At 72.0% G+C, this 25,005-nt stretch carries 28 protein-coding genes; 12 read left to right on the top strand and 16 right to left on the bottom strand.

The genetic code is table 11. The features are described from left to right. Positions 1–36: 36 nt before the first annotated feature. Positions 37–795 (bottom strand): SDR family oxidoreductase, encoded by a 759-nt coding sequence (locus SLAV_RS13285; RefSeq protein WP_030225786.1) that lies wholly within the window; start codon positions 793–795, stop codon positions 37–39. 84 nt (positions 796–879) lie between these two features. Here SLAV_RS13285 and SLAV_RS13280 point away from each other — a divergent pair, with 84 nt between their 5' ends. Beyond that, positions 880–1,491 (top strand): TetR/AcrR family transcriptional regulator, encoded by a 612-nt coding sequence (locus SLAV_RS13280; protein WP_030225785.1) that lies wholly within the window; start codon positions 880–882, stop codon positions 1,489–1,491. Between the two features lie 457 nt (positions 1,492–1,948). Beyond that, positions 1,949–3,418 (top strand): sensor histidine kinase, encoded by a 1,470-nt coding sequence (locus SLAV_RS13275; protein WP_030225784.1) that lies wholly within the window; start codon positions 1,949–1,951, stop codon positions 3,416–3,418. 150 nt (positions 3,419–3,568) lie between these two features. Here the strand turns inward: SLAV_RS13275 and SLAV_RS13270 are convergent, their stop codons facing one another. Together SLAV_RS13270 and SLAV_RS13265 are read right to left on the bottom strand one after the other, a co-directional pair. Then, on the bottom strand, positions 3,569–3,826 hold the full coding sequence (locus SLAV_RS13270) for a WhiB family transcriptional regulator (RefSeq protein WP_004937597.1): 258 nt from the start codon (positions 3,824–3,826) through the stop codon (positions 3,569–3,571). A 320-nt stretch (positions 3,827–4,146) separates the two neighbouring features. Further along, complete coding sequence (locus SLAV_RS13265; protein WP_030225783.1) at positions 4,147–5,112, bottom strand: diacylglycerol/lipid kinase family protein; 966 nt, start codon at positions 5,110–5,112, stop codon at positions 4,147–4,149. Positions 5,113–5,196: 84 nt separating this feature from the next. Here SLAV_RS13265 and SLAV_RS13260 point away from each other — a divergent pair, with 84 nt between their 5' ends. Beyond that, entirely contained in the window at positions 5,197–5,658 is a 462-nt protein-coding gene (locus SLAV_RS13260; protein WP_030225782.1) for a hypothetical protein, read from the top strand. 34 nt (positions 5,659–5,692) lie between these two features. On the opposite strand, the gene SLAV_RS13255 is transcribed toward SLAV_RS13260, so the two are convergent. The 3 genes from SLAV_RS13255 to SLAV_RS13245 all read right to left on the bottom strand — a co-directional run bounded on the left by SLAV_RS13255 (position 5,693) and on the right by SLAV_RS13245 (position 7,582). Continuing rightward, complete coding sequence (locus tag SLAV_RS13255; protein ID WP_063760240.1) at positions 5,693–6,676, bottom strand: RNA polymerase sigma factor SigF; 984 nt, start codon at positions 6,674–6,676, stop codon at positions 5,693–5,695. A gap of 17 nt (positions 6,677–6,693) precedes the next feature. Next, positions 6,694–7,107, bottom strand: a complete 414-nt coding sequence (locus tag SLAV_RS13250) for an ATP-binding protein (protein WP_030012703.1) — start codon at positions 7,105–7,107, stop codon at positions 6,694–6,696. A gap of 214 nt (positions 7,108–7,321) precedes the next feature. Further along, complete coding sequence (locus SLAV_RS13245; protein ID WP_030225778.1) at positions 7,322–7,582, bottom strand: UBP-type zinc finger domain-containing protein; 261 nt, start codon at positions 7,580–7,582, stop codon at positions 7,322–7,324. A 44-nt stretch (positions 7,583–7,626) separates the two neighbouring features. Here SLAV_RS13245 and SLAV_RS13240 point away from each other — a divergent pair, with 44 nt between their 5' ends. Next, complete coding sequence (locus SLAV_RS13240; RefSeq protein WP_030225776.1) at positions 7,627–9,207, top strand: Na+/H+ antiporter; 1,581 nt, start codon at positions 7,627–7,629, stop codon at positions 9,205–9,207. A gap of 58 nt (positions 9,208–9,265) precedes the next feature. Here SLAV_RS13240 and SLAV_RS13235 read toward each other — a convergent pair whose 3' ends face one another. From SLAV_RS13235 to SLAV_RS13215, 5 genes are all read right to left on the bottom strand, one after another. Further along, entirely contained in the window at positions 9,266–10,159 is an 894-nt protein-coding gene (locus SLAV_RS13235) for a 1-aminocyclopropane-1-carboxylate deaminase/D-cysteine desulfhydrase (protein ID WP_030225775.1), read from the bottom strand. Positions 10,160–10,174: 15 nt separating this feature from the next. Further along, the gene (locus tag SLAV_RS13230) at positions 10,175–10,627 is read right to left on the bottom strand and encodes a GNAT family N-acetyltransferase (RefSeq protein ID WP_030225773.1); all 453 of its coding nucleotides are present in this window, start codon (positions 10,625–10,627) and stop codon (positions 10,175–10,177) included. 46 nt (positions 10,628–10,673) lie between these two features. Beyond that, complete coding sequence (locus tag SLAV_RS13225) at positions 10,674–11,264, bottom strand: N-acetylmuramoyl-L-alanine amidase (protein WP_030225772.1); 591 nt, start codon at positions 11,262–11,264, stop codon at positions 10,674–10,676. 132 nt (positions 11,265–11,396) lie between these two features. Next, the gene (locus tag SLAV_RS13220; RefSeq protein ID WP_030225767.1) at positions 11,397–12,593 is read right to left on the bottom strand and encodes a globin domain-containing protein; all 1,197 of its coding nucleotides are present in this window, start codon (positions 12,591–12,593) and stop codon (positions 11,397–11,399) included. Positions 12,594–12,717: 124 nt separating this feature from the next. Further along, positions 12,718–13,197, bottom strand: coding sequence for an RrF2 family transcriptional regulator (locus SLAV_RS13215; RefSeq protein WP_051840312.1), 480 nt, complete (start codon positions 13,195–13,197; stop codon positions 12,718–12,720). Between the two features lie 226 nt (positions 13,198–13,423). Between SLAV_RS13215 and SLAV_RS13210 the strand changes: the two genes are divergently transcribed. The 5 genes from SLAV_RS13210 to SLAV_RS13190 all read left to right on the top strand — a co-directional run bounded on the left by SLAV_RS13210 (position 13,424) and on the right by SLAV_RS13190 (position 17,579). Further along, positions 13,424–14,830: a family 2B encapsulin nanocompartment shell protein gene (locus SLAV_RS13210; RefSeq protein ID WP_030225762.1), complete on the top strand. Its 1,407-nt coding sequence runs from the start codon at positions 13,424–13,426 to the stop codon at positions 14,828–14,830. Then, positions 14,830–15,891 carry a family 2 encapsulin nanocompartment cargo protein polyprenyl transferase gene (locus SLAV_RS13205; protein ID WP_030225760.1) on the top strand — a complete coding sequence of 354 codons (1,062 nt, stop codon included), beginning with the start codon at positions 14,830–14,832 and terminating at the stop codon, positions 15,889–15,891. The genes SLAV_RS13210 and SLAV_RS13205 overlap by 1 nt, the downstream gene beginning before the upstream one ends. Before the next feature lie 131 nt (positions 15,892–16,022). Beyond that, positions 16,023–16,625 carry a GNAT family N-acetyltransferase gene (locus SLAV_RS13200; protein WP_030225757.1) on the top strand — a complete coding sequence of 201 codons (603 nt, stop codon included), beginning with the start codon at positions 16,023–16,025 and terminating at the stop codon, positions 16,623–16,625. Positions 16,626–16,761: 136 nt separating this feature from the next. Beyond that, on the top strand, positions 16,762–17,346 hold the full coding sequence (locus SLAV_RS13195; protein WP_030225756.1) for a dihydrofolate reductase family protein: 585 nt from the start codon (positions 16,762–16,764) through the stop codon (positions 17,344–17,346). A gap of 38 nt (positions 17,347–17,384) precedes the next feature. After that, entirely contained in the window at positions 17,385–17,579 is a 195-nt protein-coding gene (locus SLAV_RS13190) for a hypothetical protein (RefSeq protein WP_030225755.1), read from the top strand. On the opposite strand, the gene snpA is transcribed toward SLAV_RS13190, so the two are convergent. Beyond that, complete coding sequence (gene snpA / locus SLAV_RS13185) at positions 17,576–18,235, bottom strand: snapalysin (RefSeq protein WP_030225754.1); 660 nt, start codon at positions 18,233–18,235, stop codon at positions 17,576–17,578. The two genes, SLAV_RS13190 and snpA, sit on opposite strands and share 4 nt — an antisense overlap. Positions 18,236–18,449: 214 nt before the next feature. Here snpA and SLAV_RS13180 point away from each other — a divergent pair, with 214 nt between their 5' ends. The 3 genes from SLAV_RS13180 (at position 18,450) to SLAV_RS13170 (ending at position 21,376) form a co-directional block, all read left to right on the top strand. Beyond that, entirely contained in the window at positions 18,450–19,382 is a 933-nt protein-coding gene (locus tag SLAV_RS13180) for a LysR family transcriptional regulator (RefSeq protein WP_030225753.1), read from the top strand. Positions 19,383–19,560: 178 nt separating this feature from the next. Further along, complete coding sequence (locus SLAV_RS13175) at positions 19,561–20,481, top strand: DUF4097 family beta strand repeat-containing protein (protein ID WP_030225752.1); 921 nt, start codon at positions 19,561–19,563, stop codon at positions 20,479–20,481. Between the two features lies 1 nt (position 20,482). After that, complete coding sequence (locus SLAV_RS13170) at positions 20,483–21,376, top strand: PadR family transcriptional regulator (RefSeq protein ID WP_030225751.1); 894 nt, start codon at positions 20,483–20,485, stop codon at positions 21,374–21,376. A 7-nt stretch (positions 21,377–21,383) separates the two neighbouring features. Here SLAV_RS13170 and SLAV_RS13165 read toward each other — a convergent pair whose 3' ends face one another. From SLAV_RS13165 to SLAV_RS13150, 4 genes are all read right to left on the bottom strand, one after another. Beyond that, positions 21,384–21,932, bottom strand: coding sequence for a Clp protease N-terminal domain-containing protein (locus tag SLAV_RS13165; RefSeq protein WP_030225749.1), 549 nt, complete (start codon positions 21,930–21,932; stop codon positions 21,384–21,386). Then, on the bottom strand, positions 21,932–22,141 hold the full coding sequence (locus tag SLAV_RS13160; RefSeq protein WP_030225748.1) for a helix-turn-helix domain-containing protein: 210 nt from the start codon (positions 22,139–22,141) through the stop codon (positions 21,932–21,934). The genes SLAV_RS13165 and SLAV_RS13160 overlap by 1 nt, the downstream gene beginning before the upstream one ends. Before the next feature lie 70 nt (positions 22,142–22,211). Then, positions 22,212–23,174, bottom strand: a complete 963-nt coding sequence (locus SLAV_RS13155) for a zinc-binding dehydrogenase (RefSeq protein ID WP_030225739.1) — start codon at positions 23,172–23,174, stop codon at positions 22,212–22,214. 387 nt (positions 23,175–23,561) lie between these two features. Then, positions 23,562–24,764, bottom strand: coding sequence for an NAD(P)-dependent malic enzyme (locus tag SLAV_RS13150; RefSeq protein ID WP_030225738.1), 1,203 nt, complete (start codon positions 24,762–24,764; stop codon positions 23,562–23,564). Between the last annotated feature and the right edge of the window lie 241 nt (positions 24,765–25,005).

The raw sequence follows: 25,005 nt of genomic DNA, 5'->3' as shown, positions 1-25,005 counted from the left end.
CGTTTCCCGTCCTCCGCCCGGCCGCGCGCCGGGGTGCTACAGCGCCAGTTGGAGACCGCCCGTGGCGTCCAGATGCTGGCCCGTGACCCAGCGGGAGTCGGGCGAGGCCAGGAAGGCGACCACGTCGGCGACCTCCTGCGGGGTGCCCACCCGGCCGAAGACCGACCGCGAGGACGCGTGCGCGCGGGCTTGCGGGTCGGCGAGCCAGGCGGCGTTGAGGTCGGTCTCGGTGATGCCCGGCCCGACCGAGTTCACGGTGATCCCGCGCGGGGCGAGCGCGGCGGCCAGCGACACGGTCAGCGCGTTCACCGCGCCCTTGGCCATGATCGTGGCCAGGATCGCCGGCAGTGCGATGGCCGGGGTGCCGGTCACGTTGACGATCCGGCCCCCGTCGGTGAGCCGCTCCAGCCCGTGCTTGATCACGAAGAAGGGCGCCTGGGCGTTGAGCGCCTGGATCCGCAGGAAGGTCTCCTCGTCCGTCTCCTCGATGCCGGCGAAGGTCGCCGCGCCGGCGTTGTTCACCAGGACGTCCACCCGCTCCGTGGCCAGCGGATGGGCCTCGTACGCGGCCCAGAGCGCCTGGGCGTCCCCGGCCACCCCGAGCTCCGCCCCGATGGCGAAGGCCCGGCCCCCGGCCGCCCCGATCGCCCCGACGGTCTCCTTCGCGGCCGCCTCGTCGTGTCCGTAGTGGACCGCGACCAGGGCGCCGTCGCGGGCGAGGCGCTCCGCCACCGCCCGTCCGATCCCCCTGCTGCCGCCCGTGACCAGTGCCGTCTTCCCCTTGAGCACGCCCATGACGCGCCCCCCTTCAGCATTCGCTAGTGGTCGCTACAGAAAGGACCGTACCAGATCCCTAACGGCCGCTATAGAATGTGGCCCATGGTGACCGGACAGCGCGGCAGGCCCCGCTCCTTCGACCGGGACGCCGCCCTCGACAAGGCCATGCTCGCCTTCTGGGAGAACGGCTACGAGGCGACGTCCATCGCCGACCTGACCAGGGCCCTGGGCATCGGCGCGCCCAGCCTCTACGCCGCCTTCGGCGACAAGCGCAAGCTCTTCGACGAGGTCGTGGTGGTCTACGGCGGCCGGTACGCGGACTTCGCGGGCGTCGCGCTCGCCGAGGAGCCCACCGCCCGCGCCGCCATCGGCCGGATCCTGCGCGAGGCCGCCGAGATCTACACCGACCCCGCCCACCCGCCGGGCTGCATGGTGATCAGCGCCGCCGTCAACACCACCTCGCAGGAGGTGGCGGACGCCCTGCGCGAGCGGCGCGAGGCCAGTCTGGAGCTGTTCGAGAGCCGTATCCGGGCCGACATCGCCACCGGCGAGCTGCCCGCCGGTACGGACGCGCGGGCGCTGGCCCGCTACGCGGCGGCCGTGCTCCAGGGGATGTCGCAGCAGTCGCGCGACGGGGGGACCCGGGAGGAACTGGAGGCGGTGGCCGAGCTGGCACTGGGCGCCTGGCCGTCGCAGGCGACGACCCGCCGGTGATCGATGAGGATTTCCGCGCCTATCGGCGGGGGAATTCCCGGGCGGCGAATTCGATCGCCCCGCGCCCCTTCGGCGCGCTCACTTTCCGTCGCGCCGGCTTTCCGCAGCGTTGTTTTCCTCTGGGCCACGGTGCAGGACGGGACCCTCAACCCGTCCGGCACCGTAGCCCGGAGTACTTACGGCCGACCGGGTGTGCGGTTCCCGACGGCCGGTGGGAGGTGCCTGCGCGGTCAGGGCAGAGCGCGCGGTTACCTCGATCCGTCCTCCTGTGCGGGGAGGGCGGAAACTTGACACAATTGTGGACTAGACCAATCTGTTCTGTCCATCCAATGGCGGGGTCTGCAATCCCGTCACTTCCTCCAACAGTACGCGGAGTGGGCCCCTCCTGGGTACTCCTGAGTATTCGCCGTGTGGAAAGTCATCCCCGTACCCGGGGTACGCTCGCCACGTGCCCTCCATGAACGACCTCGTACGCCAGCACACCGCTCTCAGTGAAACCGACCTGGAGTGGCTCCACCTGCTGGTCTCGGAGTGGCAGCTGCTCTCCGACCTCTCCTTCGCCGACCTCGTGCTCTGGGTGCCCACCCTCGACGGCTCCCGCTACGTCTCGGTCGCGCAGATGCGCCCGAACACCGGCCCCACCTCGTACCAGGACGACATGGTCGGCCACCTGGTGCCGCGCGGCCGGCGCCCGCTGCTCGACGCCGCCCTCGACGAGGGCCGCATCGTGCGCGAGGGAGACCCCGAGTGGCGCGAGGAGGTCCCGGTCCGCGTCGAGTCGATCCCCGTCCGCCGCGAGGGCCGGGTCCTCGGCGTGATCGCACGGAACACCAATCTGCTCACTGTGCGTACACCCAGCCGGCTGGAGCTCACCTACCTCCAGTCCGCCTCCGACCTCGCGCAGATGATCGCCGCGGGCTCCTTCCCCTTCCCCGGCCAGCAGGTCGACATGGACGCCTCCCCGCGCGCCGGGGACGGCCTGATGCGGCTCGACGCCGAGGGCGTGGTGACGTACGCGTCCCCCAACGCGCTCTCCGCCTACCACCGCCTGGGCCTCGCCTCCGACCTGGTCGGCCAGCACCTGGGCACCACCACCGCCGAACTCGCCCCCACCCGGGGCCCGGTGGACGAGGCCATCGTCAAACTGGCCAGCGGCTGGGCCCCCCGGGAGACCGAAGTTGAGGGCAACGGCGGGGTCATCCAGCTGCGCGCCATCCCGCTCAAGCCCAAGGGCACCCGGATCGGTTCCCTCGTGCTCTGCCGCGACGTCACCGAACTGCGCCGTCGCGAACGTGAACTGATCACCAAGGACGCCACCATCCGGGAGATCCACCACCGGGTGAAGAACAACCTCCAGACCGTGGCCGCGCTCTTGCGCCTCCAGGCCCGCCGGATGGATTCGGAGAACGGCCGCGAGGCGCTGAACGAGGCGGTGCGGCGCGTCGGTTCGATCGCGATCGTGCACGAGACCCTGTCTCAGAACCTCGACGAGCGCGTCGAGTTCGACGAGATCGCCGACCGCGTGATCGCGATGGTCGCCGAGATCTCGCCCGGAAAGGTGCGCTGCCGGCGCGTCGGCCGCTTCGGGATCCTGGACGCCGAGGTCGCCACCCCGCTGTCGATGGTGCTGACCGAGATCCTCCAGAACGCCCTGGAGCACGCCTTCACGCAAGGGGAGGGCGGCACGGTCGAGGTGTCCGCGACCCGCTCCGGTACCGGCCGCGCCGATGCCCGGCTGCTGATCACGGTGCTCGACGACGGGTGCGGCCTGCCCGAGGGCTTCGACCCTCAGCGGGCCGGCAACCTCGGGCTGCAGATCGTACGGACCCTCGTGGAGGGGGAGCTCGGCGGCACCTTCGACATGCTCCGGGCCGAGCCGCGCGGCACCAAGGTCGTCCTCGACGTGCCCGCGAGCCCGCAGAAGTAACCCGCAGGGGGACCCGCGGACCCGTCACGCAATGTGACGGGAACAGCACTGAGCCCCGGACCGAATGGTTCCCGGTCCGGGGCTCAAGAGCACGTTGCTGAGCGCTTGTCTGGTACTACGCGCTGCGCGTCGAGGCTCGAAAAGTCGATGTCAGGCGGTGGCGTTGCGCGCCCGGTTGCGAGCGGCGCGGCGCTTCATGGCGCGGCGCTCGTCCTCGCTGAGGCCACCCCAGACGCCGGAGTCCTGACCGGACTCAAGCGCCCACTGCAGGCACTGCTCCATGACGGGGCAGCGGCGGCAGACGGCCTTGGCTTCCTCGATCTGCAGCAGCGCAGGACCGGTGTTGCCGATGGGGAAGAAGAGCTCGGGGTCTTCCTCGCGGCAAACGGCGTTGTGACGCCAGTCCATGGCTGCTCCATCTCCTTGTATTGCGGGCAGGTTGCTTGTGAATGTGAACGCTTTCACGAATCCCCCCGTGAGGGAAGGGCCGACCCCCAGGTGACTGGTGGGGTCCGAAGATTCGTGGAGGGGTTCTGGCGTTCTGTGTGGGTGCCGGGTTCTGCGGGCTGTCCCGATCGCCATGTAGAGATTCGCAAACCTCGGACGGGGATACAACCCCTTCCGGAAAGTTTTTTTGGATTCGTCGGTGTCTACTAGGTCACAGCCCTAGTTCTTGGGGGTGGACCGGCGTGTAAACGTTCGAGTGGAAGGACTTTTGGCCCTTCCACTCACACAATCACACGCAGTGCACGGCGTACGCCTGTGAACCGAACGCTGGTGCGCAGTCCGAGGTGGTCCCCGTCCATCTGGAACGGGAGGGGAACCTTCGAATGCAAGGTGAAGTCGGTCAGATCGTGCAGAGACACCGCATGCTTGCCGTGCGGACCGCGCTCAGGAGTCGAGGTCAGGAGCTGCGTGGCGTACCTGGCGACGGCCGGAGTTGACAAACGGTCGAGGGCCAATACGTCAAGCGCAGTATCGAACGACGCCTCCGGAGAGGCGTAAAGGGGCCGATTGCCCAGGTACGTCCAGGGCGAGGTGTTGCAGACTATCGACAGCACCAGATCCGTCACCGGATCCGCGCCGGGCCGCTCCAGAGTGATCGTCCCGCGCCGGCGGTTCGGCTCCTCCCAGAACTGGCGCATGAGCTGTCGCACGTACAGGGCGTGTGTCGAACGCTTGCCGCGTTCGCGCTGCTGCTCGACCCGCCCCACCACGCCCGCGTCGAAGCCGAAGCCCGCACAGAACGTGAACCAGCGCGCCGGGACCGACTCGTCCTCGGTGCCGGGCGTGCCGGCGGCCAGCCCCAGCCCCACCGTCCGCTCGCGCTGCTCCCGCAGCGCGTCCAGCAGGGCGCCGGTCGCCTCCACCGAATCGTTGGGCAGCCCGAGCGCGCGGGCGAAGACGTTCGTCGAACCGCCCGGGACCACCGCCAGCCGCGGCAGCCGCTCGGGGTCGGGGCCCTCGTGCAGCAGTCCGTTGACGACCTCGTTCACGGTGCCGTCGCCGCCCAGCGCCACCACGAGGTCCACCCCCTCGTGCGCGGCCTTGCGGCCCAGGTCGCGGGCGTGCCCCCGGTACTCGGTGGTCACCGCCTCCAGCTTCATCTCGCTGGCGAGCGCATGGGTCAGGACGTCGCGCGTGCGCGCACTGGTGGTCGTCGCTGCTGGGTTGGCCACGAGAAGTGCACGCATGAGCGCCAGACTACCCACCCCGTCATATGCGGCCCCTACCGACCGTACCGTCAGCGCCCCACGGGCCGCGGCTACCCTGCTGGGGTGAGCAAAAAGCCGACCCCCCACACCCCCGCCGCCCCCGTCACCGATGCCGCGGAGCGGCCCGCGACCCTGCCCGGCCGGCTGACCGGCGCCGCGGCGCTCACCGCGCTGGAGGGTCTGGCCCTGGCCGGGCTCGGCCTCTACATGCTGTTCGTCGGCATCGCCGGCCACCCCGATTCCCCCCAGCAGGCGGAGACCGGGGGGATCACCCTGCTCGGGCTCGCCGCCCTGCCGCTGATCGCGGCGCGCGGGCTGCGCCTGGGCCGCCGCTGGAGCCGCGGCCCGGCGCTGATCACCCAGCTGATGGCGCTGCCGGTGGCCTGGACCCTGTGGAACACCGGCGGCGCGATGCGGATCGCCGCCGTCGCCCTGGCCCTGGCCGCGGTGGCCGTCGCGGCCCTCCTCGTGAACCCGACGGCGACCCGCGCCCTCGGAATCGGGCCCGGCGACCAGGCCCGATAGTCCGTCCCGGGTACCGCTCCCCTGCTGCCCCCGGTTACTCCTCGACCAGGAGCTTCTCGCGGAGCTGGGCCAGGGTGCGGGCCAGCAGCCGGGAGACGTGCATCTGGGAGATGCCGACCTCCTGCGCGATCTGCGACTGGGTCATGTTGCCGAAGAACCGCAGCAGCAGGATCCGCTTCTCCCGCGGCGGCAGTCCCTCCAGCAGCGGCTTGAGGGACTCGCGGTACTCGACGCCCTCCAGCGCCTCGTCCTCCGAGCCCAGCGTGTCCGCGACCGCCGGCGACTCGTCGTCGGTGTCCGGCACGTCCAGGGACAGCGTGCTGTAGGCATTGGCCGATTCCAGCCCCTCCAGCACCTCCTCCTCGGAGATCCCCAGCCGCTCCGCCAGTTCGTGCACGGTGGGGGAGCGGCCGTGCTGCTGGGACAGTTCCGCCGTGGCCGTGGTCAGCGAGAGCCGCAGCTCCTGCAGACGCCGGGGCACCCGTACCGCCCAGCCCTTGTCACGGAAGTGCCGCTTGATCTCGCCGACCACGGTGGGCGTGGCGTACGTCGAGAACTCGACGCCCCGGTCCGGGTCGAACCGGTCCACCGACTTGATCAGGCCGATGGTGGCCACCTGGGTCAGGTCGTCCAGCGGCTCGCCGCGGTTGCGGAACCGCCGCGCCAGGTGCTCCACCAGTGGCAGGTGCATCCGCACCAGCCGGTTGCGCAGCTCCGCCCGCTCCGGTGACCCCTCGGGCAGCTCGCGCAGCTCGAAGAACAGGGCTCGCGCACCGCTGCGGTCCCGCGGGTCCGGCAGCGCGGGGGACGCGCCCGGGGCCGCGGCGGCGGCCGCCGGTGGCCGTGATGGTTGTGGTTCCTCGTGCTGGTTCTCGCTCATAGGGCCCGCCCGTCGCTCCGCCGAGTCCAAAAAGCCGTCTTCCGCATCCGCGTCAGCCGGGTGCGGCCGGGCGTGCTGCTGTTCGGGGATGCCCCCGTCGACCTCGTGCCGTACCCGGGGCCGATCCCCGCCCCGCACCGGGATCTCCCCGCCGCTCACGCCGGGCCTGGCCCCGCGCCGCGCTGTTTGTAGAGGCTGATGCTCACTGTCCGGTTCTCCTCGACCGTGGCCTCGACCTTGCCGGCCAGCGCCGACAGGACCGTCCACGCGAACGTGTCGCGCTCGGGTGCGCGCCCGTCGGTGGTCGGTGCCGAGACGGTCACTTCCAGCGAATCGTCGATCAGCCGGAAGACGCAGCTGAGGACGGAGCCGGGCACGGCCTGCTGGAGCAGGATCGCGCAGGCCTCGTCCACCGCGATGCGGAGGTCCTCGATCTCGTCGAGGGTGAAGTCCAAACGTGCCGCGAGACCGGCCGTGGCCGTTCGCAGCACCGACAGGTAGGCACCCGCAGCCGGCAGCCGGACTTCCACGAAGTCCTGGGTCCCGGGCTCGCCTGCGATCTGGGACACCCTCACCTCCAAGGTGGTACGAGCTCTGTTCGCCGGTGACGCTACCGCGATCCGGGCGATCGTGTCGCGGCACCCCTCATGGCGCCCGTTTTGGAACGTCAGGGCCGACCCCGCTCCTGTCCGGTGACTGATGGTAAGCCCACGGGTACGCACAGTGGCTAGGGGTCTGCGGGCCCAAATAAGGGGAACCGGCGGAGGGTTGACCTACCCCGCTTCACACGATCGAACCGTCGACAAAACACCACCGCCAGCTCTCGCCCTGCTCGAAGCTGCGCATGACGGGATGGCCGGTCGCCTCGTGGTGCCCGGTGGCGTGCCGGTACGGGGAGGAATCGCAGCACCCCACGTGCCCGCACACCAGGCACATCCGCAGCTGGACGGGATGGCTCCCGAGCACCTCACATTCGGGACAGGTCGGCGCATGCGGGACGGGCTCGGGGCGCGGCAGTTCGGCAACATGGGTGCACTCGCTCATGATGGCCAGCGTACGGGTGGGGCGACGAGTGGGGATGGAAGCGCATGGAGGTATTGCCGCTGGTGGCGCTGGTCGCGGGGAGCGCCGCCGTCGCCGGGCTGGCCCGCAGGACGCCGGTGCCCGCGCCGCTGTTGCTGGTCGTCGTCGGGCTGATCGCCGCGTACGTGCCGGGGCTGCCCGCGTACACGCTCGATCCGCACATCGTGCTGCCGCTGCTGCTCCCTCCGCTGCTGTACACGGCCGCGGTGGACAGCTCGTACCTGGACCTGCGGGCCAACGCGCGGCCGATCGCGCTGCTGTCGGTGGGGTACGTGCTCTTCGCGACGCTGGCCGTCGGCTGGGTGACGTACATGGTGGTGCCGGGGCTGACGCCACCGGTGGCGCTGGTGCTGGGCGCGGTGATCGCGCCGCCGGACGCGGTCGCGGCGACGGCCATCGCCCGCAGGCTCGGGCTGCCGAACCGGATCACGACCATCCTGCAGGGGGAGTCCCTGGTCAACGACGCCACCGCCATCACCGCCTACAAGGTGGCCCTGGCGGCGGCGGTCGGGGTCGGTGCGGGCTGGGCCGGCGGGGTCGCGGAGTTCCTGCTGGCGTCGGTGGGCGGGGTCGGCGTGGGCCTGCTGCTGATGGTGCCGATCCACCAGCTGCGCACCCGGCTGAAGGAGCCGCTGCTGCAGAACACCCTGTCGCTGCTGATCCCCTTCGTGGCGTACGCGGCGGCCGAACGGGTGCACGCGTCGGGCGTGCTGGCGGTGGTGGTGGTCGCGCTGTACCTGGGTCACCGCAACTGGCAGGTCGACTTCGCGACCCGGCTCCAGGAGGAGGCGGTGTGGAAGGTCGTCGCCTTCGTGCTGGAGTCGGTGGTCTTCGCGCTGATCGGGCTGCAGCTGCCGGTGGTGCTCAAGGGGCTCGGCGAGTACGAGGGCGCGGCCGCGGCCGGGTACGCGCTGGTGGTGTTCCTGGCGGTGGTGGCGGCGCGGTACCTGTGGGTGTTCCCGGCGACCTTCGTGCCGCGGTGGGTGTCGGAGCGGATCCGGCTGCGCGAGCCGGACACCGACTGGAAGGCGCCGGTGATCGTGGGCTGGGCCGGGATGCGGGGGGTGGTGTCGCTGGCGATCGCCTTCTCGGTGCCGATGGGCGTGCCGCACCGGAACCTGATCCTCTTCCTCACCTTCACGACCGTGATCGGGACCCTGGTGGTGCAGGGGCTGACCCTGCCGCCGCTGATCCGGATGCTGAAGCTGCCGCCGAAGGACCGGCAGGCGGAGACCCTCGCGGAGGCGCAGGCGCAGAGCGAGGCCTCGCGGGCGGCGGAGGAACGGCTGGTGGAGCTGCTGGAGTCCCCGGCGAACAGCAGCCTGCCGCCGCCGTTGGTGGACCGGCTGCGGACGGTGCTGGAGCGGCGGCGCAACGCGGTGTGGGAGCGGCTGGGCGAGGTCAACCCGCTGACGGGGGAGTCCGCGGACGACGTCTACCGCAGGCTCGCGCGGGAGATGATCGAGGCCGAGCGGGAGGTGTTCGTGTCCTTGCGGGACCGGCGCCGGATCGACGACGAGATGCTGCGGGGGTTGCTGCGCAGGCTGGACCTGGAGGAGGCGGCGGCTTACCGGGAGGAGACGTGACCTTGCCCTTGCCCTGGCCGGGCGGTTCTGGTGGGGCGGGGTCGGGGGCCGCCCCCGGCTAGGGGCGGCCGGTGATGACGGCGGTCAGGGTGGTGCCTTCGGGGAAGGTGCCCGTGCCGGTGAGGGTGGTGAGGGCCCAGAGGAGCTTTGCCACGTAGATCCGTTCGACGGGGAAGGCGTGGCGGGACTCGAAGTCGGCGGCGAACGCCTCCAGGGGTTCCGGGATCCGGGCGTAGCCGCCGTGGTCGTAGCCTTCGGCCAGGGTCCAGTCGCCGGCCGGGCCGCCGAAGGCCCGGTGTTGGAGGGAACGTATCTCCGGGGCGAGGAAGCCGCCTGCCAGGACGGGTACGCCCAGGGCCCGCTGGCCCGGGTCCAGGCCCGCCGCCAGTCCGGCCAGGGTGCCGCCCGTGCCGCAGGCCACCGCCACGACGTCGCAGGCGCCGCGCAGTTCGCGGCCCAGCTCGGCGCACCCCCGCAGGGCGAGGGCGTTGCTGCCGCCCTCGGGGACCACGTAGGCGTCCGAGGCCCCGGCCGACTCCAGCAGCCGCCGCAGGGTCCGGGGTTCGGCCTTGCGGCGGTAGTCGGAGCGGGTGGCGAAGTGCAGCCGCATGCCGTCCGCCGCGCAGCGGGCGAGGGAGTCGTTCAGCGGCCGGCCGGCGAGCTCGTCCCCGCGGACGATGCCGACCGTCGCGAGCCCGAGCAGCCGGCCGGCCGCGGCGGTGGCCCGCAGGTGGTTGGAGTAGGCCCCGCCGAAGGTGACGAGCCGGTCGTGCCCGGCGTCCAGGGCCGCCCGGAGGTTGGGGGCCAGCTTGCGCCACTTGTTGCCGGGCAGCTCGGGGTGGACGAGGTCGTCCCGCTTGAGGAGGAGCCGGACCCCGTGCGCGGCGAAGCGGTCGTCGTCGGCTTCGACCAGCGGGGACGGCGGGCGGGGGAGCAGCTCGGGGTGGGTCACCCGTCCATTGTCCGGTCAGGGCAGCCGGAGGGTGAGGTAGGCGACGGTGTCTCCGGGCAGGAGGTAGCGCTCGGTCTCGGTGAAGCCGTGGGCCAGGGCGAAGCGCAGGCCGTCCTGGTTGGACTCCAGCACGATCGTCTCCACGGCGGCCGGGGAGAGGGCGCGGGCCCGCTCCAGGACGTGGGCGTAGAAGGCGGTGCCCAGGCCGCGGCGGCGGTGGGCGGGGAGGATCCGGGCGATCACGGTGGCCGTGCCGTCGTTGTCGGGGGTGGGCGGGCGCAGGGTCGCGCAGCCGACCAGCGTGTCGCCGAGGTAGGCGACGTCCAGGCGGTTGCGCACGGCGCGTTCGCGGACCTCGTCGAGGGTGAGGGCGTCCGGCGGGATGATCAGGTTGTGGACGTCGTGCCAGTCGCGGACGGCCCGTTCGTCGTCGGCGGCCACGGGGAGGATGCGCAGGTCGGTGGACATGGGTGCAGGGGATACCGGCGACGGGTGGGGGGTCAACCGGTTTTGGTCACTTGAGGCGTTCGGCGACGCGGGCGCGCATCGAGTCCATGGTGAACCCCTTGGGGTCGATTTTCCCGGGCTGCCATTCGAGGTGGCCCAGCACCGAGCGGGAGCCCCAGCCGTGGACCCGGCAGACGGCGGCCGCCGCGCGGGCGATGGCGTCGAGCTGGACGGCCGGCCAGGGGTCCTCGCCGTCGCCGAGGTTCACGCACTCGAAGCCGTAGAAGTGGCGGTTGCCATCGGTGTCGGCCTGGTTGTCCGGGGGGAGCCGCCGTTCGGCGATCACGGCCGCCAGGACGTCGGAGTCGCCGGCTCCGGCGTGGTTGGCGCGGCCGTAGCCGACCAGGTGGACGCGTCCGTCCTTGCCGATGACCCCGTGGCAGAGCGGGCCGGGCAGGTCGGAGTCGCCGTCGCGGCAGAGTTCCACGCTGTAGGCGGTGCCCCGGGTGACGGTGTGGTGGATCATCACCCCGTTCACCGGTCCCCAGGGGCCCTTGTGGTTGCGGTTGTGGGTGCGCCAGGCCCCGACCTGGACAACGGTGAGGCCCTCGGCGCGCAGGGCGCCGAGGAACCGGTCCGCGGACATGGGTACGGACATGGCCGCCTCCTCGTGTGGCGGTGCGCGACGGACACCCTGTGTGTTCGTCTCGTCACCTACCGGTTTAGCGGAGGCGGCCGTTCCGCCGCTAGGGCGTTCGTACGCCGTGCGATCCGATCCGGACAGCGGACATCAGGCCGAGGCGAGCCAGAGGTCCGGGCCGAAGACCTCGTAGTGGATGTCCGAGGCGGGGACCCCCTTGGCGATCAATTGCGTGCGCACCGACCGCATGAAGGGGAGCGGGCCGCACAGGTACGCCTGGGTGCCGGGGGCGACCGGTACGGACTCCAGGTCCACCAGCCCGGTGGCGTCGCCCGCCTCGGCGTCGGCCTCGTACCAGAAGCGGGCCGAGGCGTCGGGGAGCTTGTGGGTCAGGGCGCGGTGGTCGGAGCGCAGCGGGTGGTCGGCCGGGGTGCGGTCGGCGTGCAGGACGGTGACGGGGGCGGCGTGCCCGGTCTCGGCGAGGTGTTCCAGCATCGACAGCATCGGGGTGCAGCCGATGCCGGCCGAGGCGAGCAGCACCGGTGCGGCGGAGTCCCGCAGGACCAGGTCGCCGTACGGGGCCGAGACGCGCAGGGCGTCGCCGGTGCGGACCCGGGCGTGCAGGTGGTTGGACACCTCGCCGTCGGGGCCGCCGGCGGCCGGGCCGTGGACGCGCTTGACGGTGATCGAGCGGACCGGGGAGCCGGGGGCGCCGCTGAGGCTGTACTGGCGGATCTGGCGGGCGCCGTCGGGGAGTTCGACCTGTACGGAGACGTACTGGCCGGGCCGGAAGGAGGGGGCGGGCGCGCCGTCGGCGGGGGAGAGGCGGAAGGTGGTGCAGTCCGCGGTCTCCTCGACGCGGGCGGCCACGGTCCACTCCCGCCAGACGTCGCCGGCGGTGACCCGCTGCTCGGCATAGAGCCGCTCCTCGATGGCGATGAGGGCGTTCGCCATCAGCCAGTAGACCTCGTCCCAGGCCTCGGCGACCTCGGGGGTGACGGCGTCGCCGAGGACCTCGGCGATGGCCTCGAAGAGGTGCAGGCGGACGACGGGGTACTGCTCGCGGGTGACGCCGAGGGAGGCGTGCTTGTGCGCGATGCGGTTCAGCATCACGTCGGGGCGGGTGTCCGGGTGTGCCAGGAGGTGGGTCGCGAAGGCCGCGACGGAACCGGCGAGGGCCTGCTTCTGGAGTCCGGCGTTCTGGTTGCCCCGGTTGAACAGGTCCCGGAGCAGGGCCGGGTGGGCGGCGAACAGCTTCTCGTAGAACAGCTCTGCTATCTCGCCGATGGCGGCTCCGACGGCGGGCAGGGTGGCGCGTACGGTCGCGGCCGACTTCTCGGACAGCATGCGGAGCTCCTTGCATAATTGGTATTTCAGATTCATATTCAAGCCCACCGAAGGGTGCCTCCGCGATGCGGACGTTCGTTCGGAAGGGCCCCCGGGGTCAGGCCGGGCGGGCGGTGCGGCGCACTTAATCGGCCATTCGGCCCTCGGTGGCGGGACCTTCGGACCCGCTCCGGTTCCCGCCCGAGATCCCCAGTAGCAGCGGGCCCGTCGGGGCCGCCACGAGAGCGTCCACCGTGAGCGGGTCCAGGGCGGCGAAGAAGGCCTCCTGGGCCCGGCGCAGCGCGCCGCGCAGGACGCACGCCCCGCGCAGCGGGCACGGGACCGTCCCGTCGCAGTCCACGACGTCACCGTCCCCCTCCAGGTCCCGCACCAGGCCCCCGACCGACGCGGCGCGTCCGGCCGGGGTGAGCGCGAGCCCGCCGCCGCGGCCGCGCCGCGCCTCGACCAGTCCGAGGTGCTGCAGGCGGGCGACCACCTTGGCCGTGTGGGTGTACGGGACCTCCATGGTCGCCGCCACCTCCCGGGTGGTGGGGAGTTCGGTGCTCTCGACGGCCAGGCGCATCAGGACGCGCAGCGCCAGGTCGGTGAATCGCGTCAGCCGCATGACCCCAGGTTAGAAAACTTGCATCACAGATACAACTTAAGGGGCGGGGGCGTGGGAAGTGGCCGGAACCGGTGGGGTGCGGAGGGGGTCCTGTGAAGACGTTCAACCGTGAAGGATGCCCAGACCCACACGGAGTAGTCCCACCCTTTTGTGTAATGGTCTCACCACGTTGCGTGCTGGAAGTGTTCCGTCCCGCAGATCCATGGAGTGATCGAAAGGGAAAGACATGTCGGTCCAGGCGGGTTCCGAAACCGAACCCCAGACACCGCAGCGCAGTCTCGGCACCTCGGCCGCGCGGAACTTGGCCACCACGACCAAGTCCGCGCCGCAGATGCAGGAGATCACCTCGCGGTGGCTCCTGAAGATGCTCCCCTGGGTCTCGGTGCAGGGCGGCGCCTACCGCGTCAACCGCCGCCTCAGCTACTCCGTCGGCAACGGCATCGTGGAGTTCATCAAGACCGGCACCCAGGTCCAGGTCATCCCCGCCGAACTCGGCGAACTCCCGCTGCTGCGCGACTACGACGACGAGGAGGCCCTCACCGAACTCGCCGCCCGCTGCCGCCAGGTCGACTTCGAAGCCGGCCAGGAACTCACCTCCTTCGGCAGCCCCTCCGACCGGGTCTTCCTGCTCGCCCACGGCCGCATCGACCAGATCGGCCCCGGCCCCTACGGCGAGGACGCGGTCCTGCGCACCGTCGCCGACGGCGCCTACTTCGGCGACGGCGCCCTCACGGACGAGGAGGCGATCTGGGAGTACACCGCCCGCGCCGCCACCTCCGGCACCGCGCTCGTCCTCTCCCGCCAGGACTTCCAGCTCCTCGCCGACCGGGTCGACTCGCTGCGCGCGCACGTGGACCGGGCACGGTCCGCGCCCGCCCAGCGCACCAACACCTACGGCGAGGCCGCGATCGACCTCTCCGCGGGCCACCACGGCGAAGCCGTCCTGCCCGGCACCTTCGTCGACTACGAGGCCCGCCCGCGCGAGTACGAACTCTCCATTGCACAAACGGTCCTGCGCGTCCACACCCGCGTCGCAGACCTGTACAACCAGCCGATGAACCAGACCGAGCAGCAGTTGCGGCTCACGGTCGAGGCGCTGCGCGAGCGCCAGGAGCACGAGATGCTCAACAACCGCGACTTCGGCCTGCTCCACAACGCCGACTACGACCAGCGCATCCAGCCCCACGACGGCGCGCCCACCCCCGACGACTTCGACGCCCTCCTCGCGATGCGGCGCGGCTCCAAGATGTTCCTCGCGCACCCCAAGGCCATCGCCGCCTTCGGCCGCGAGTGCAACAAGCGCGGCCTCTACCCGGAGTCGGTGGACGTGGGCGGCCACCGGGTGCCCGCCTGGCGCGGGGTGCCGATCTTCCCGTCCAACAAGATCCCGGTCAGCGACGCCCGTACGACGTCCATCCTGTGCATGCGCACGGGCGAGGACGAGCAGGGCGTGATCGGCCTGCACCAGCCCGGCATCCCGGACGAGATCGAGCCCAGCCTGTCGGTGCGCTTCATGGGCATCAGCGAGCAGGCGATCATCTCCTACCTGGTCACCGCCTACTTCTCGGCCGCCGTGCTGGTGCCGGACGCCCTCGGGGTGCTGGAGAACGTCGAGATCGGCCGCTGGCGCTGATGACCGCGAACGCCATCGCCGCGGGCGAGGGGCAGGAGGCGGCGGCCCTGCTGGAGCGCACCAGAGAAACGGTCAACCCGGAACTGCGCCGGACCGTCGAGAGCCTGCCCGGGTCCATGCGGCGGGTGGCGATGTACCACTTCGGCTGGGAGGACGAGGAGGGCCGCCCGACGGAGGGGGGCGCGGGCAAGGCCATCCGGCCCGCGCTCGTCCTCGCCTCCGCGCAGGCCCTGGGCGGTCCGCTCGGCGGGCCCGGCGGGTCCGGTGAGCGGGGGGTCGTACGGGCGGCGGTGGCCGTGGAGCTGGCGCACAACTTCACGCTGCTGCACGACGACGTCATCGACAAGGACGTCCGCCGGCGCGGGCGTCCCACGGCCTGGGCCGTCTTCGGGACACCGGACGCGATCATCACCGGCGACGCCGTGATGGCGCTCGCGCTGCGGCTGTTCGCCGAGGACCCGCACCCGGCCGCGGCGGCCGCCTCCGCCCGGCTCGCGGCCTGCGTCATCGAGCTGTGCGCCGGACAGCAGGCGGACTGCGCCTTCGAAAGCCGTCCGGACGTCGCGCTCGACGAGTGCCTGACCATGGCGACGGCGAAGACCGGGGCCCTGCTGGGCTGCGCGTGCGCCCTGGGCGCGCTCTACGCGGGGGCCGGGCCGGAGGAGGTCGAGGCGATGGACGCCTTCGGCCGCGAGGCCGGGCTGGCCTTCCAGCTGATCGACGACCTGATCGGCATCTGGGGGGATCCGGCGCACACCGGGAAGCCCGCCGGGGCCGATCTGCTGGCCCGCAAGAAGTCCCTCCCGGTCGTGGCCGCCCTCACCTCGGGCACCCGCGCCGGGGCGGAGCTGGCAGAGCTGTACGCGGGCCCGATGGCCGGGGACGACGTGCGCGCCGCGGCCCGCGCGGTGGAGCGGGCGGGCGGGCGGGACTGGGCGCAGGCCCATGCCGCCGACCGGATGGGCCGGGCGGTGCAGGAGCTGTCCCGGGCCGTCCCGGACCTCGGGGCGGCGGGCGGGCTGCTGGCCCTGGCGGAGTTCGTGACGCGCCGTACGAGGTGAGCGCGTGGGGCGGGGGCGTACGGGCAAGGCCCGTTCCGGCACCGGGAGGTGCCGGAACGGGCCTTACCGCGCAGGTGGCCCAACTCTAGGATCACTCAGTGTTGTTGAGACCTGAGTGGAGGGTGTGACCTGTGGTGCTGGACATACGTCAGGCGGATCAGTCGGACCGGGACGCGGTGGCGCGGCTGCTGGACGAGGCCTTCCGCAGCGACCCGGTGAGCTGCTGGGTCTTCCCCGATCCGGAGCACCGGGCCGCCGTGCACGGCCGCTTCCTCGGCGTCTTCGTGGACGTGGCGCTGGCGGAGGGGCGGATCGACTACGCGGCGGACGGCTCGGCGGCGGCGCTGTGGCTGCGGATCCCGGCGGGCGATCCGGAGGCGGAGCCCGTCGAGGACGAGGTCCCGGCGAAGATGCGGGCGGTCGCCGATCCCGGCAACGAGCGCTGCGAGCTGGTGGGCCGGCTCACGGGCGCGGTGCACCCCACCGCGGAGGAGCACGAGTACCTGCTGATGATCGCGGTGGCTCCGGGCCGGCAGGGCGAGGGGCTGGGCACCGAGCTGATCCGGCCGGTCCTGGAGCGCTGCGACCGCGAGGGCGTCCCGGCGTACCTGGAGGCGAGCAGCGAGCGCAGCCGCGCCCTCTACGAGCGGCTCGGCTGGGAGTTCACGGGCGAGGCGGTGCGACTGCCGGACGGGCCGCTGATGTGGCCGATGTGGCGCAAGCCGCTGGGCTGAGCCGCCGGCGGGATACCGGGGGCTTCCGGGGGCTTCCGGAGGAGCCCCGGAAAAGGGGGTTGTTGAAGTACTTCAGGTGAAGTACTTTCGTCGTCGTGCCCTGGAGCGGTGGCACTGCCTGACGGAAGAGAATCGCTTGCGCAAGCTCACGTACTTCATCGCCGCCACGGTCGACGGTTTCATCGGAGCCCCCGACGGCGACGCCGATTTCATCTACGCCCACCTCGACCCGGAGTTCATCGGCCACCTGACGGCCGAGTACCCCGAGACGATCGCCGCCGTCGGCCGGGCCCAGCTCGGGATCGAGGACGCCGCCCCGAAGCGGTTCGACACGGTCCTCATGGGCCGGGGCACCTACGAGCCGGGCCTGAAGGTGGGCATGACCAGCCCCTACGGCCACATGCGCGAGCAGTACGTCGTCTCGCGCTCCCTCACGGTCCCGCCGGACCCCGAGGTCCGGCTGATCTCCGGGGACGTCGCCGCCAGGGTCCGCGAGCTCAAGGCGCAGGACGGGCTCGACATCTGGCTCTGCGGCGGCGCCGACCTCGCGGGGCAGCTGGCCGATGAGATCGACGAGTACATCGTCAAGACCTACCCGGTCGCCGTGGGGACCGGCATGCCGATGTCCCGGGCGGGCTTCGGGGTGCGTCCGCTGGAGCTGACCGGCTGCACCGTCCTCGGCGGCGGCCAGATCATCACCTCGTACGACGTCAGGCGCTGAACCGCGCCGCCCGCGCCGAACCGGCCTACCGTGGAGGTATGGCCGGTGAACAGCAACAGCGGGCGCGCGGGACGGTGGCCCCGCGGGCCGGGCACGAGCAGCAGACGTGCCCGGCCTGCGGGCGCGCCGTCGACACCCTGCTCAGACGGCGCAAGTCCCTCGGCATCTTCGTGCCGGAGTGGAGCCCGGGTCCCTGCCGGAACCCGGACTGCACGCGGTACGCCGGAGGCTAGCCCTTGGTGTCCATGCCCGAGGCGACCAGGCCGTTGGCCCACAGCTGGTTCACGCGCGAGCGCTCGGCGCTGTTCGGGTTGGGGTTCGTGCACGAGGTGCCCGGACCGCCGCCCGACATCAGCTCGCTGCACGGCCCCGAGTAGTGGTCCGGCAGGCCCAGCACGTGACCCGTCTCGTGCGCCGTCACGCGGGTCGAGTTGTACTGCTGGTTCTGGGCGTAGTCGAGGAAGATGTAACCCCGGCCGTGCCCGTCGGTGCTCGCGTACGACCCGCGGGAGTCGTTGCCCTCGTAGTACGAGAAGTTCCCGCCGGAGGACACCTCCTGGAGCTTCACGTTGGACACCGAGCTGTTCCATATCTGGGTGGAACGGGCGATCACGCTGCGGAAGCTCGGCGCGTTGCGGGTGTTGTAGGTGACGGTGACGGCCGCCAGGCCGGGGTTGGCCGCGCGCTGCTCGGCCACCGAGCGCTTCACGGCCTCGAAGAAGGCGCTGTTGGCGGCCTGGTTCTCCGCGGAACGCTCGTACGCGGCGTAGCTGGCCGGGTTGCCGGCCGGGGCGTTCGCCGCCGTGGCCGTGGGGACCACGCCGCCGAGGGCCGCGGCGATGCCGAGGCCGATGGTCGCGGACAGCGTGATCCTGCGGGAGTGGCGCATGTGGGGGGCTCCTACTCAGCCGGTGCGGTGGGGGGTGGATGGGTCATCCGGTACCGGAGTCTGCGGGAGCCGAAGGGGCCCGGGGATGATGTCAGCACCCGATAGCGCCGGCCTATCGGGAAGATTTCGACAGGGCAACTGGCGTGAGAATGGCGGGATTCGGGGGGCTATAGGTGACTGGTGCGGTCCGTCGGCCGCCCCCTACCCTCGGGACATGGAGCTTGAGGTCAGGCACCTGAGGGCGCTCTGCGCCATCGCCGACGCCGGCAGCCTGCACAAGGCGGCGCGGCAGCTCGGCGTGAGCCAGCCCTCGCTGACGACCCAGCTGCGCCGGATCGAACGGGCCCTGGACGGCGAGCTGTTCCTGCGGGAGCGCACCGGCTGCCGGCCGACGCCGTTCGGGCGTACGGTGCTCGGCCGGGCCCGGCCCCTGCTCGCGGAGATGGCCGCGCTGGTCGCCGAGGCCCACGCGGCGGCGCACGGGCCCCGCCTGAGGCTCGGTTCGACCGCGAGCCGCGCCCTGCCGGGGTGGCTGCGGCGGCTGCACCGGCGCGCGCCGGACACGGAGACCTCGCTGGTCGTCGACGTTTCGGCCAACGCGCTGCTGCGGATGGTGGCCGCCGGACAGCTGGACGTGGCGTTCGTCCACGAGGTCGAGGGCTTTCCGCTGCGGGTGCCGGACGGGCTCCAGCTGCGCGTGCTGATGGAGCGCGAGCCGCAGTTCGTGTCCATGGCGCGGGACCATCCCGCCGCGCGGTCGTCGGTGGTGGAGTTACAGGACCTGGCCCGAGACCGCTGGACCGTCGACCCGTCCGTCGACGGTGAATGGGACGGTCTGCGCAGGGTCTTCGCCGGGGCGGGGCTCGACCCGCCCGTGCTGCACGCCGACTACCACACCGCCACCTCGCTGATCGTGTCCGGCGAGGCGGTCGCGCCCTGCCAGCCGACCTCGGGGCCGCGGGAGGACATGGCCATCCGGCCGCTGTCGGGGGACCCGCTGGCGGTACGGCTGCTGCTGGCCACGCGGCCGGGGGCGCACGCGGAGGTCTACGAGGACCTCCGCGCGGCCTACCGCGAGGCGGCGCTGCGGACGCCGCCGTACCGGGCGTGGCTGCGGCACCACGACAGTCCGCTGCTGGCGGCCTGAGTCCTCGTCGTTGCCTGCCCCACCCCGTCCCCGTCCCCGCCCCCGGCCGGGTCGTCGTGCCCCGTCCCCCTTTGTCCTCCGTTGTGCGCGGTGCTTGACTTCGGCATGCCGCGATATATCGTGTTCTACAGAAGACGCGATATGTTGCGTGCGTCAGCCCACGAGGAGGAGCAGCACCATGGCAGAGCAGATGACGTGGTCCGTCGCCGCACCGCAGAAGCTCACCTTCGAGCAGCCGGTGACCGACCTGCGCGTCCGTGTGGTCGGTGGCACGGTCAACGTGGTGGCCGCGGTCGACGCCGGCCCGGCGCGGCTGGAGGTCGCCGAGGTGGACGGGCCGCCGCTGCACGTGGTCCAGGAGGGCGGCACCCTCACCCTGTCCTACGAGGACCTCCCCTGGAACGGCTCCCAGGGCTTCAAGAAGTGGTTCGAGGGCAAGCCGTGGAAGGCCTGGAAGGGCGCCTCCGAGGACGGCCGCAAGGCCTGGGAGCGCAGCGTGACCGTGACGCTGACCCTGCCGGCCGGCACCCACGTGCAGCTGGCCACCGTCAGCGCCACCGTCTTCGTCTCCGGCATCGCGGGCGGCACCGAGGTCAACGGGGTCTCCGGTGACGCGACCCTCGTCGGGCTGTCCGGCCGGGTCAAGGCGCACACCGTCTCCGGCAGCGTCGAGGCCCAGTCCCTGACCGGCGAGCTCGGCTTCCACTCTGTCTCCGGCGGCCTGACGGTGGTCGACGGCTTCGGCGGCAACGTACGGGCCGACTCGGTCAGCGGCGACATGCTCATCGACCTCGCCCCCGCGCCGGACGCCCCCGCGCCGGTGGACATCTTCCTCAACTCCGTCTCCGGCGAGGTGGCGATCCGCCTGCCGCACCCCGCCGACGCCAAGGTGGAGGCCAACACCGCCACCGGCGGGGTCTCCAACGCCTTCGAGGACCTGCGGGTCTCCGGGCAGCTCGGCGCCAAGCGGATCACCGGCACGCTCGGCACGGGTGCGGGCACCCTGCGGGCGACGACCGTCTCCGGGGCCATCGCCCTGCTGCGCCGCCCGCAGGCCGACGCGGACGCCCCCCTCCAGCTCGACAAGAAGGTGCTCTGACATGCCGCCCGTCTTCGCCCACGGCCGACTCCGCCTCTACCTGCTCAAGCTCCTGGACGAGGCGCCCCGCCACGGGTACGAGGTGATCCGCCTGCTGGAGGAGCGCTTCCAGGGCCTCTACGCCCCCTCCGCGGGCACCGTCTACCCGCGGCTGGCGAAGCTGGAGGCGGAGGGACTCGTCACGTACGCGACCGAAGGCGGGCGCAAGGTGTACTCCATCACCGAGACGGGCCGGGCCGAACTGGCCGACCGCGGCGGTGAACTGGCCGACCTGGAGCTGGAGATCCGCGACTCCGTCTCCGAGCTGGCCGCCGAGATCCGCGACGACGTCCGGGGCGCCGCCGGCGACCTGCGGCGCGAGATGCGGGCCGCCGCCTCCGCCACGGCCACGCAGGTCGACGACGAGTCCTGGAAGGCCGCCAAGGAGGAGCTCCGCAAGGCGAAGCAGGAGTGGAAGGAGCAGGCCCGCCGGGCGAAGGACGAGAGCCGCCGGGCCCGCGAAGAGGCCCAGCAGGCCCGCCGCCAGGCCAAGGAGGCGCAGGAGCGGGCCCGCGAGGAGGTCCAGCGGATCGCCGCCCAGCTCCAGGAGCAGTTCGCCAAGCCCGGCGGGGTCCTCGGGAGCCTCGCCGGAGCCTGGCTCGGCGGAGGGCCGGCGGCCAACGCTCCCGCCGGGTCGCCCAGCGCCCCGGGGCCCTCGGGCGCCGGGTGGGCCGAGGACCTCGCGCCCACCGCCGACCCGGCCCGGGACCTGGACCGGCTGCTGGACCGCTTCCGCGACGACGTCCGCGACGCGGCGCGCGACCACGGCGTGACCCCCGCCCAGCTGGCCGAGGCCCGCGCCCACCTGGCGGCGGCCGCCGCCAGGATCGAGGCAGGGCTGCGCCCGGGGGCGTAGCGGAGGGTCAGGCGGCCAGGGCCGTCTCGGCCGCGGCGTAGGTGATCCCGTGGTCCGTGAGGACCTCGGAGACCGTGCCCGGCCGGGACAGCAGGGCCAGCAGCAGGTGCAGGGTGCCGATGTGCCTGTCGTGGCGGCCCAGGGCGATGCGCAGGGACTGCTCCAGCACCTTCTTCGCGCCCGCCGTGAAGGGGACGTGGTGCTCCGCCTCCCGGTCGCGGCGCCGCAGCGCGGCGATGCCGCGCCGGCGCGGCGGCGGGGTCGCCAGGGCGCCCGCGCCGTGGGTCTCCTCGATGCGGGCGACGATCTCGCCGAGGTCGATGCCGAGTCCGGCGAGGGCCTCCTCGTCGGCCTTGGACATCCCGCCGCGGCGCCGGGACTCGGCGAGCCGGGCCCGTACGGACTCCCGGTCCACGCCGAGCGGGTCCAGGGCGCCGAGGCCCATCAGGGAGAGCAGCAGGTGCTCCTCGGTGACCGTGGCGGCGCCGGCCCGCCGGGCCTCGTCCAGTGCGCCCTTCACGGTGTCGCGGGCGTCCCGGGTGAAGCGTTCGAACATCACAGCCTCCCGTACTTCTTGTGTACGGCCTGCCGGCTGACGCCCAGCTCGGCCGCGATCTCCTGCCAGGACCAGCCCTGCGCGCGGGCGCTGCGCACCTGTACGGCCTCCAGCTGCTCCAGCAGCCTGCGGAGGGCGGCCACGGCGTGCAGGCCCACGCGGGGGTCCTGGTCTCCGGCCCGTTCTGCGAGGTCGGTGGCTTCCGTCATGCATGTCAATCTAGGTTGACAGGGGAGGACTGTCAACCCTGATTGACAAACGGGTGCCGTGGGGGAGTGGTCAGGTGGTGAGGACGATCTTGCCGAAGAGGTCGCCCGCCTCCAGCTTCTCGAAGCCCTCGCGCGCCCGGTCGAGCGGCAGCACCTCGTCGATGACCGGCCGTACGCCGGTGGCGGCGCAGAAGGACAGCAGGTCCTCCAGCTCGTCCTTCGAGCCCATGGTGGAGCCGACCACCTTCAGCTCCAGGAAGAAGATCCGGGTCAGCTCGGCATGTGCCGGGCGGTCGCCGCTGGTGGCGCCCGAGATGACCAGGGTCCCGCCGGGCCGCAGGGACTTGACCGAATGGGACCAGGTGGCGGCCCCCACGGTCTCGATGACCGCGTCCACCCGGTGCGGCAGCCGGGCGCCCGGCTCGAAGGCCTCCAGGGCGCCCAGCTCCACCGCCCGCTTGCGCTTGGCCTCGTCGCGGCTGGTGGCGAAGACCCGCAGGCCGGCCGCGCGGCCCAGGACGATCGCGGCGGTGGCCACCCCGCCGCCCGCGCCCTGGACGAGGACGGAGTCGCCGGGGCGCACCCCGGCGTTGGTGAAGAGCATCCGGTAGGCCGTCAGCCAGGCCGTCGGCATGCAGGCGGCCTCCTCGAAGGAGAGCTCGGCGGGCTTGCGCAGCACGTTCCAGGCGGGGACGGTGACCTGCTCGGCGAAGGTCCCCTGGTAGCGCTCGGTCAGGATCGAGCGCGGCTCGTCGGGGCCGACGCCGTGGCCGCTCTGGCCGATCACGGAGTGCAGGACGACCTCGTTGCCGTCCTGGTCGGTTCCGGCGGCGTCGCAGCCGAGGATCATCGGCAGTTTGTCCTGGTCCAGACCGACTCCGCGCAGCGACCACAGGTCGTGGTGGTTGAGGGAGGCGGCGCGGACGTTCACGGTCACCCAGCCGGGGCGGGCCTCGGGTGCCGGGCGGTCGCCCAGTACAAGGCCGTTCAGCGGCTGGTCTCGGTCGATTCGGGCGGCATAGGCAGCGAACATGCGGCCAGAGGCTACCGGTCGGTAGACCCGTCTGGCCAGGGGTCGGGGCGTGTCGCCGTGCCGGAGCGGAAGCCGTGCGTGACCCCCCAAGTGCCCTCCGTACCAGGTGGTTTATCCACTGGATAGGACTAAACGGAACGTCGGGAGGGGGTCTGGATCGAGGTAGGATTCAAGCCATGCGGCGCGCTCGTCATGAGCCTGTCATCCCCGTCGCATTCCCGCTTTGCGTCCCCGCGCTCTCTCGCGCGCCCGGCAAGGAAAAGACGGAACGACCCCTCCCGGTTCGGGGGCCGGGAGGGTGCGTTCTGCGAGGGGACGACGCGCACGCGAAGAGGCCCGGCCGCAGTGATGCGGCCGGGCCTCTTCGCGTAGGGCTCAACGTGGCGGTCAGGCCAGGCGGGCCACTCCGTCGGCCTTCGCCGCCGCGGCGACCGCGGCCGTGACGGCCTCGGCGACGCGCTCGTCGAACGGCGAGGGGATCACGTAGTCGGCGGCGAGCTCGTCACCCACGACACCGGCGATGGCGTCGGCGGCGGCGATCTTCATGCCCTCGGTGATCCGGGTCGCGCGCACCTTCAGGGCACCCGCGAAGATGCCCGGGAAGGCCAGCACGTTGTTGATCTGGTTCGGGAAGTCCGAACGGCCCGTGGCCACGACCGCCGCGTACTTGTGCGCGACGTCGGGGTGGACCTCCGGGTTCGGGTTGGCCATGGCGAAGACGAAGGAGTTCTTCGCCATGGTGGCCACGGCCTCCTCGCCGACCGTGCCGCCGGAGACGCCGATGAAGACGTCCGCGCCCGCGAGGGCCTCCTCCAGCGTGCCGTTCAGGCCCGTCTTGTTGGTGAGGCCCGCGATCTCCGCCTTGACGTCCGTCAGGTCGGAGCGGTCCGCCGAGACGACGCCCTTGCGGTCGGCGACGCAGACGTCGCCGATGCCCGCGTCCACGAGGATCTTGGCGATGGCGATGCCCGCCGCGCCGGCGCCCGCGATCACGGCGCGCAGGTCGCCGAGGGTGCGGCCGGTGAGCTTCGCCGCGTTGCGCAGGGCGGCCAGCGTCACGATCGCCGTGCCGTGCTGGTCGTCGTGGAAGATCGGGATGTCCAGCGCCTCCTGGAGGCGGCGCTCGATCTCGAAGCAGCGGGGCGCGGAGATGTCCTCCAGGTTGACCCCGCCGAAGGACGGTGCGAGGCGGATGACCGTCTCGATGATCTCGTCCGTGTCCTTGGTCGCGAGCGCGATCGGAACCGCGTCCACGCCGCCGAACTGCTTGAACAGAATCGCCTTGCCCTCCATGACGGGGAGGGAGGCCTCGGGACCGATGTCACCGAGTCCGAGCACGGCCGTACCGTCGGTGACGACGGCGACCACGTTCGACTTCCAGGTGTACTCGTTCACGAGTTCGGGCTGTTCGGCGATGGCGGTGCACACCTTCGCCACGCCCGGGGTGTACGCCAGGGACAGGTCGTCCTTGTCGTTCACCGGCACCGTGGCCTGGATGGCCATCTTGCCGCCCCGGTGCAGTGCGAACACCGCATCGGGGTTGTTGTCCGTCGCACTGTCGCTGCGAGGGTTGACGATCTCCGCTGCCACTTCGTGTGACCCCTTAAGTCCTTTGAATCGTTGAGGGTGGCCACTCCTGGTTAAGGGGTGGGCGGGCACCGCGTCCGTACTCCGCGTCGGCGGTTGGCCCGCCTCCGCGAAGGGGAGGTTCGTACGCGCGGGCGCGCCGCACGCGCGCCCTGAGCCCCGGATGAGGGGTGTAAGGATCTGTTCTACCCGAAGAACGCATGCCCAGACGAGTCGATTCCCGCTCAACTGTAGGTCGCTTGTC

This window comes from Streptomyces lavendulae subsp. lavendulae, from assembly GCF_002803845.1.
In the GTDB taxonomy this organism is placed as follows: domain Bacteria; phylum Actinomycetota; class Actinomycetes; order Streptomycetales; family Streptomycetaceae; genus Streptomyces; species Streptomyces lavendulae.
The sequence above is the reverse complement of the archived record's forward strand: the minus strand, read 5'-3'. Positions and strand labels throughout refer to the sequence as shown.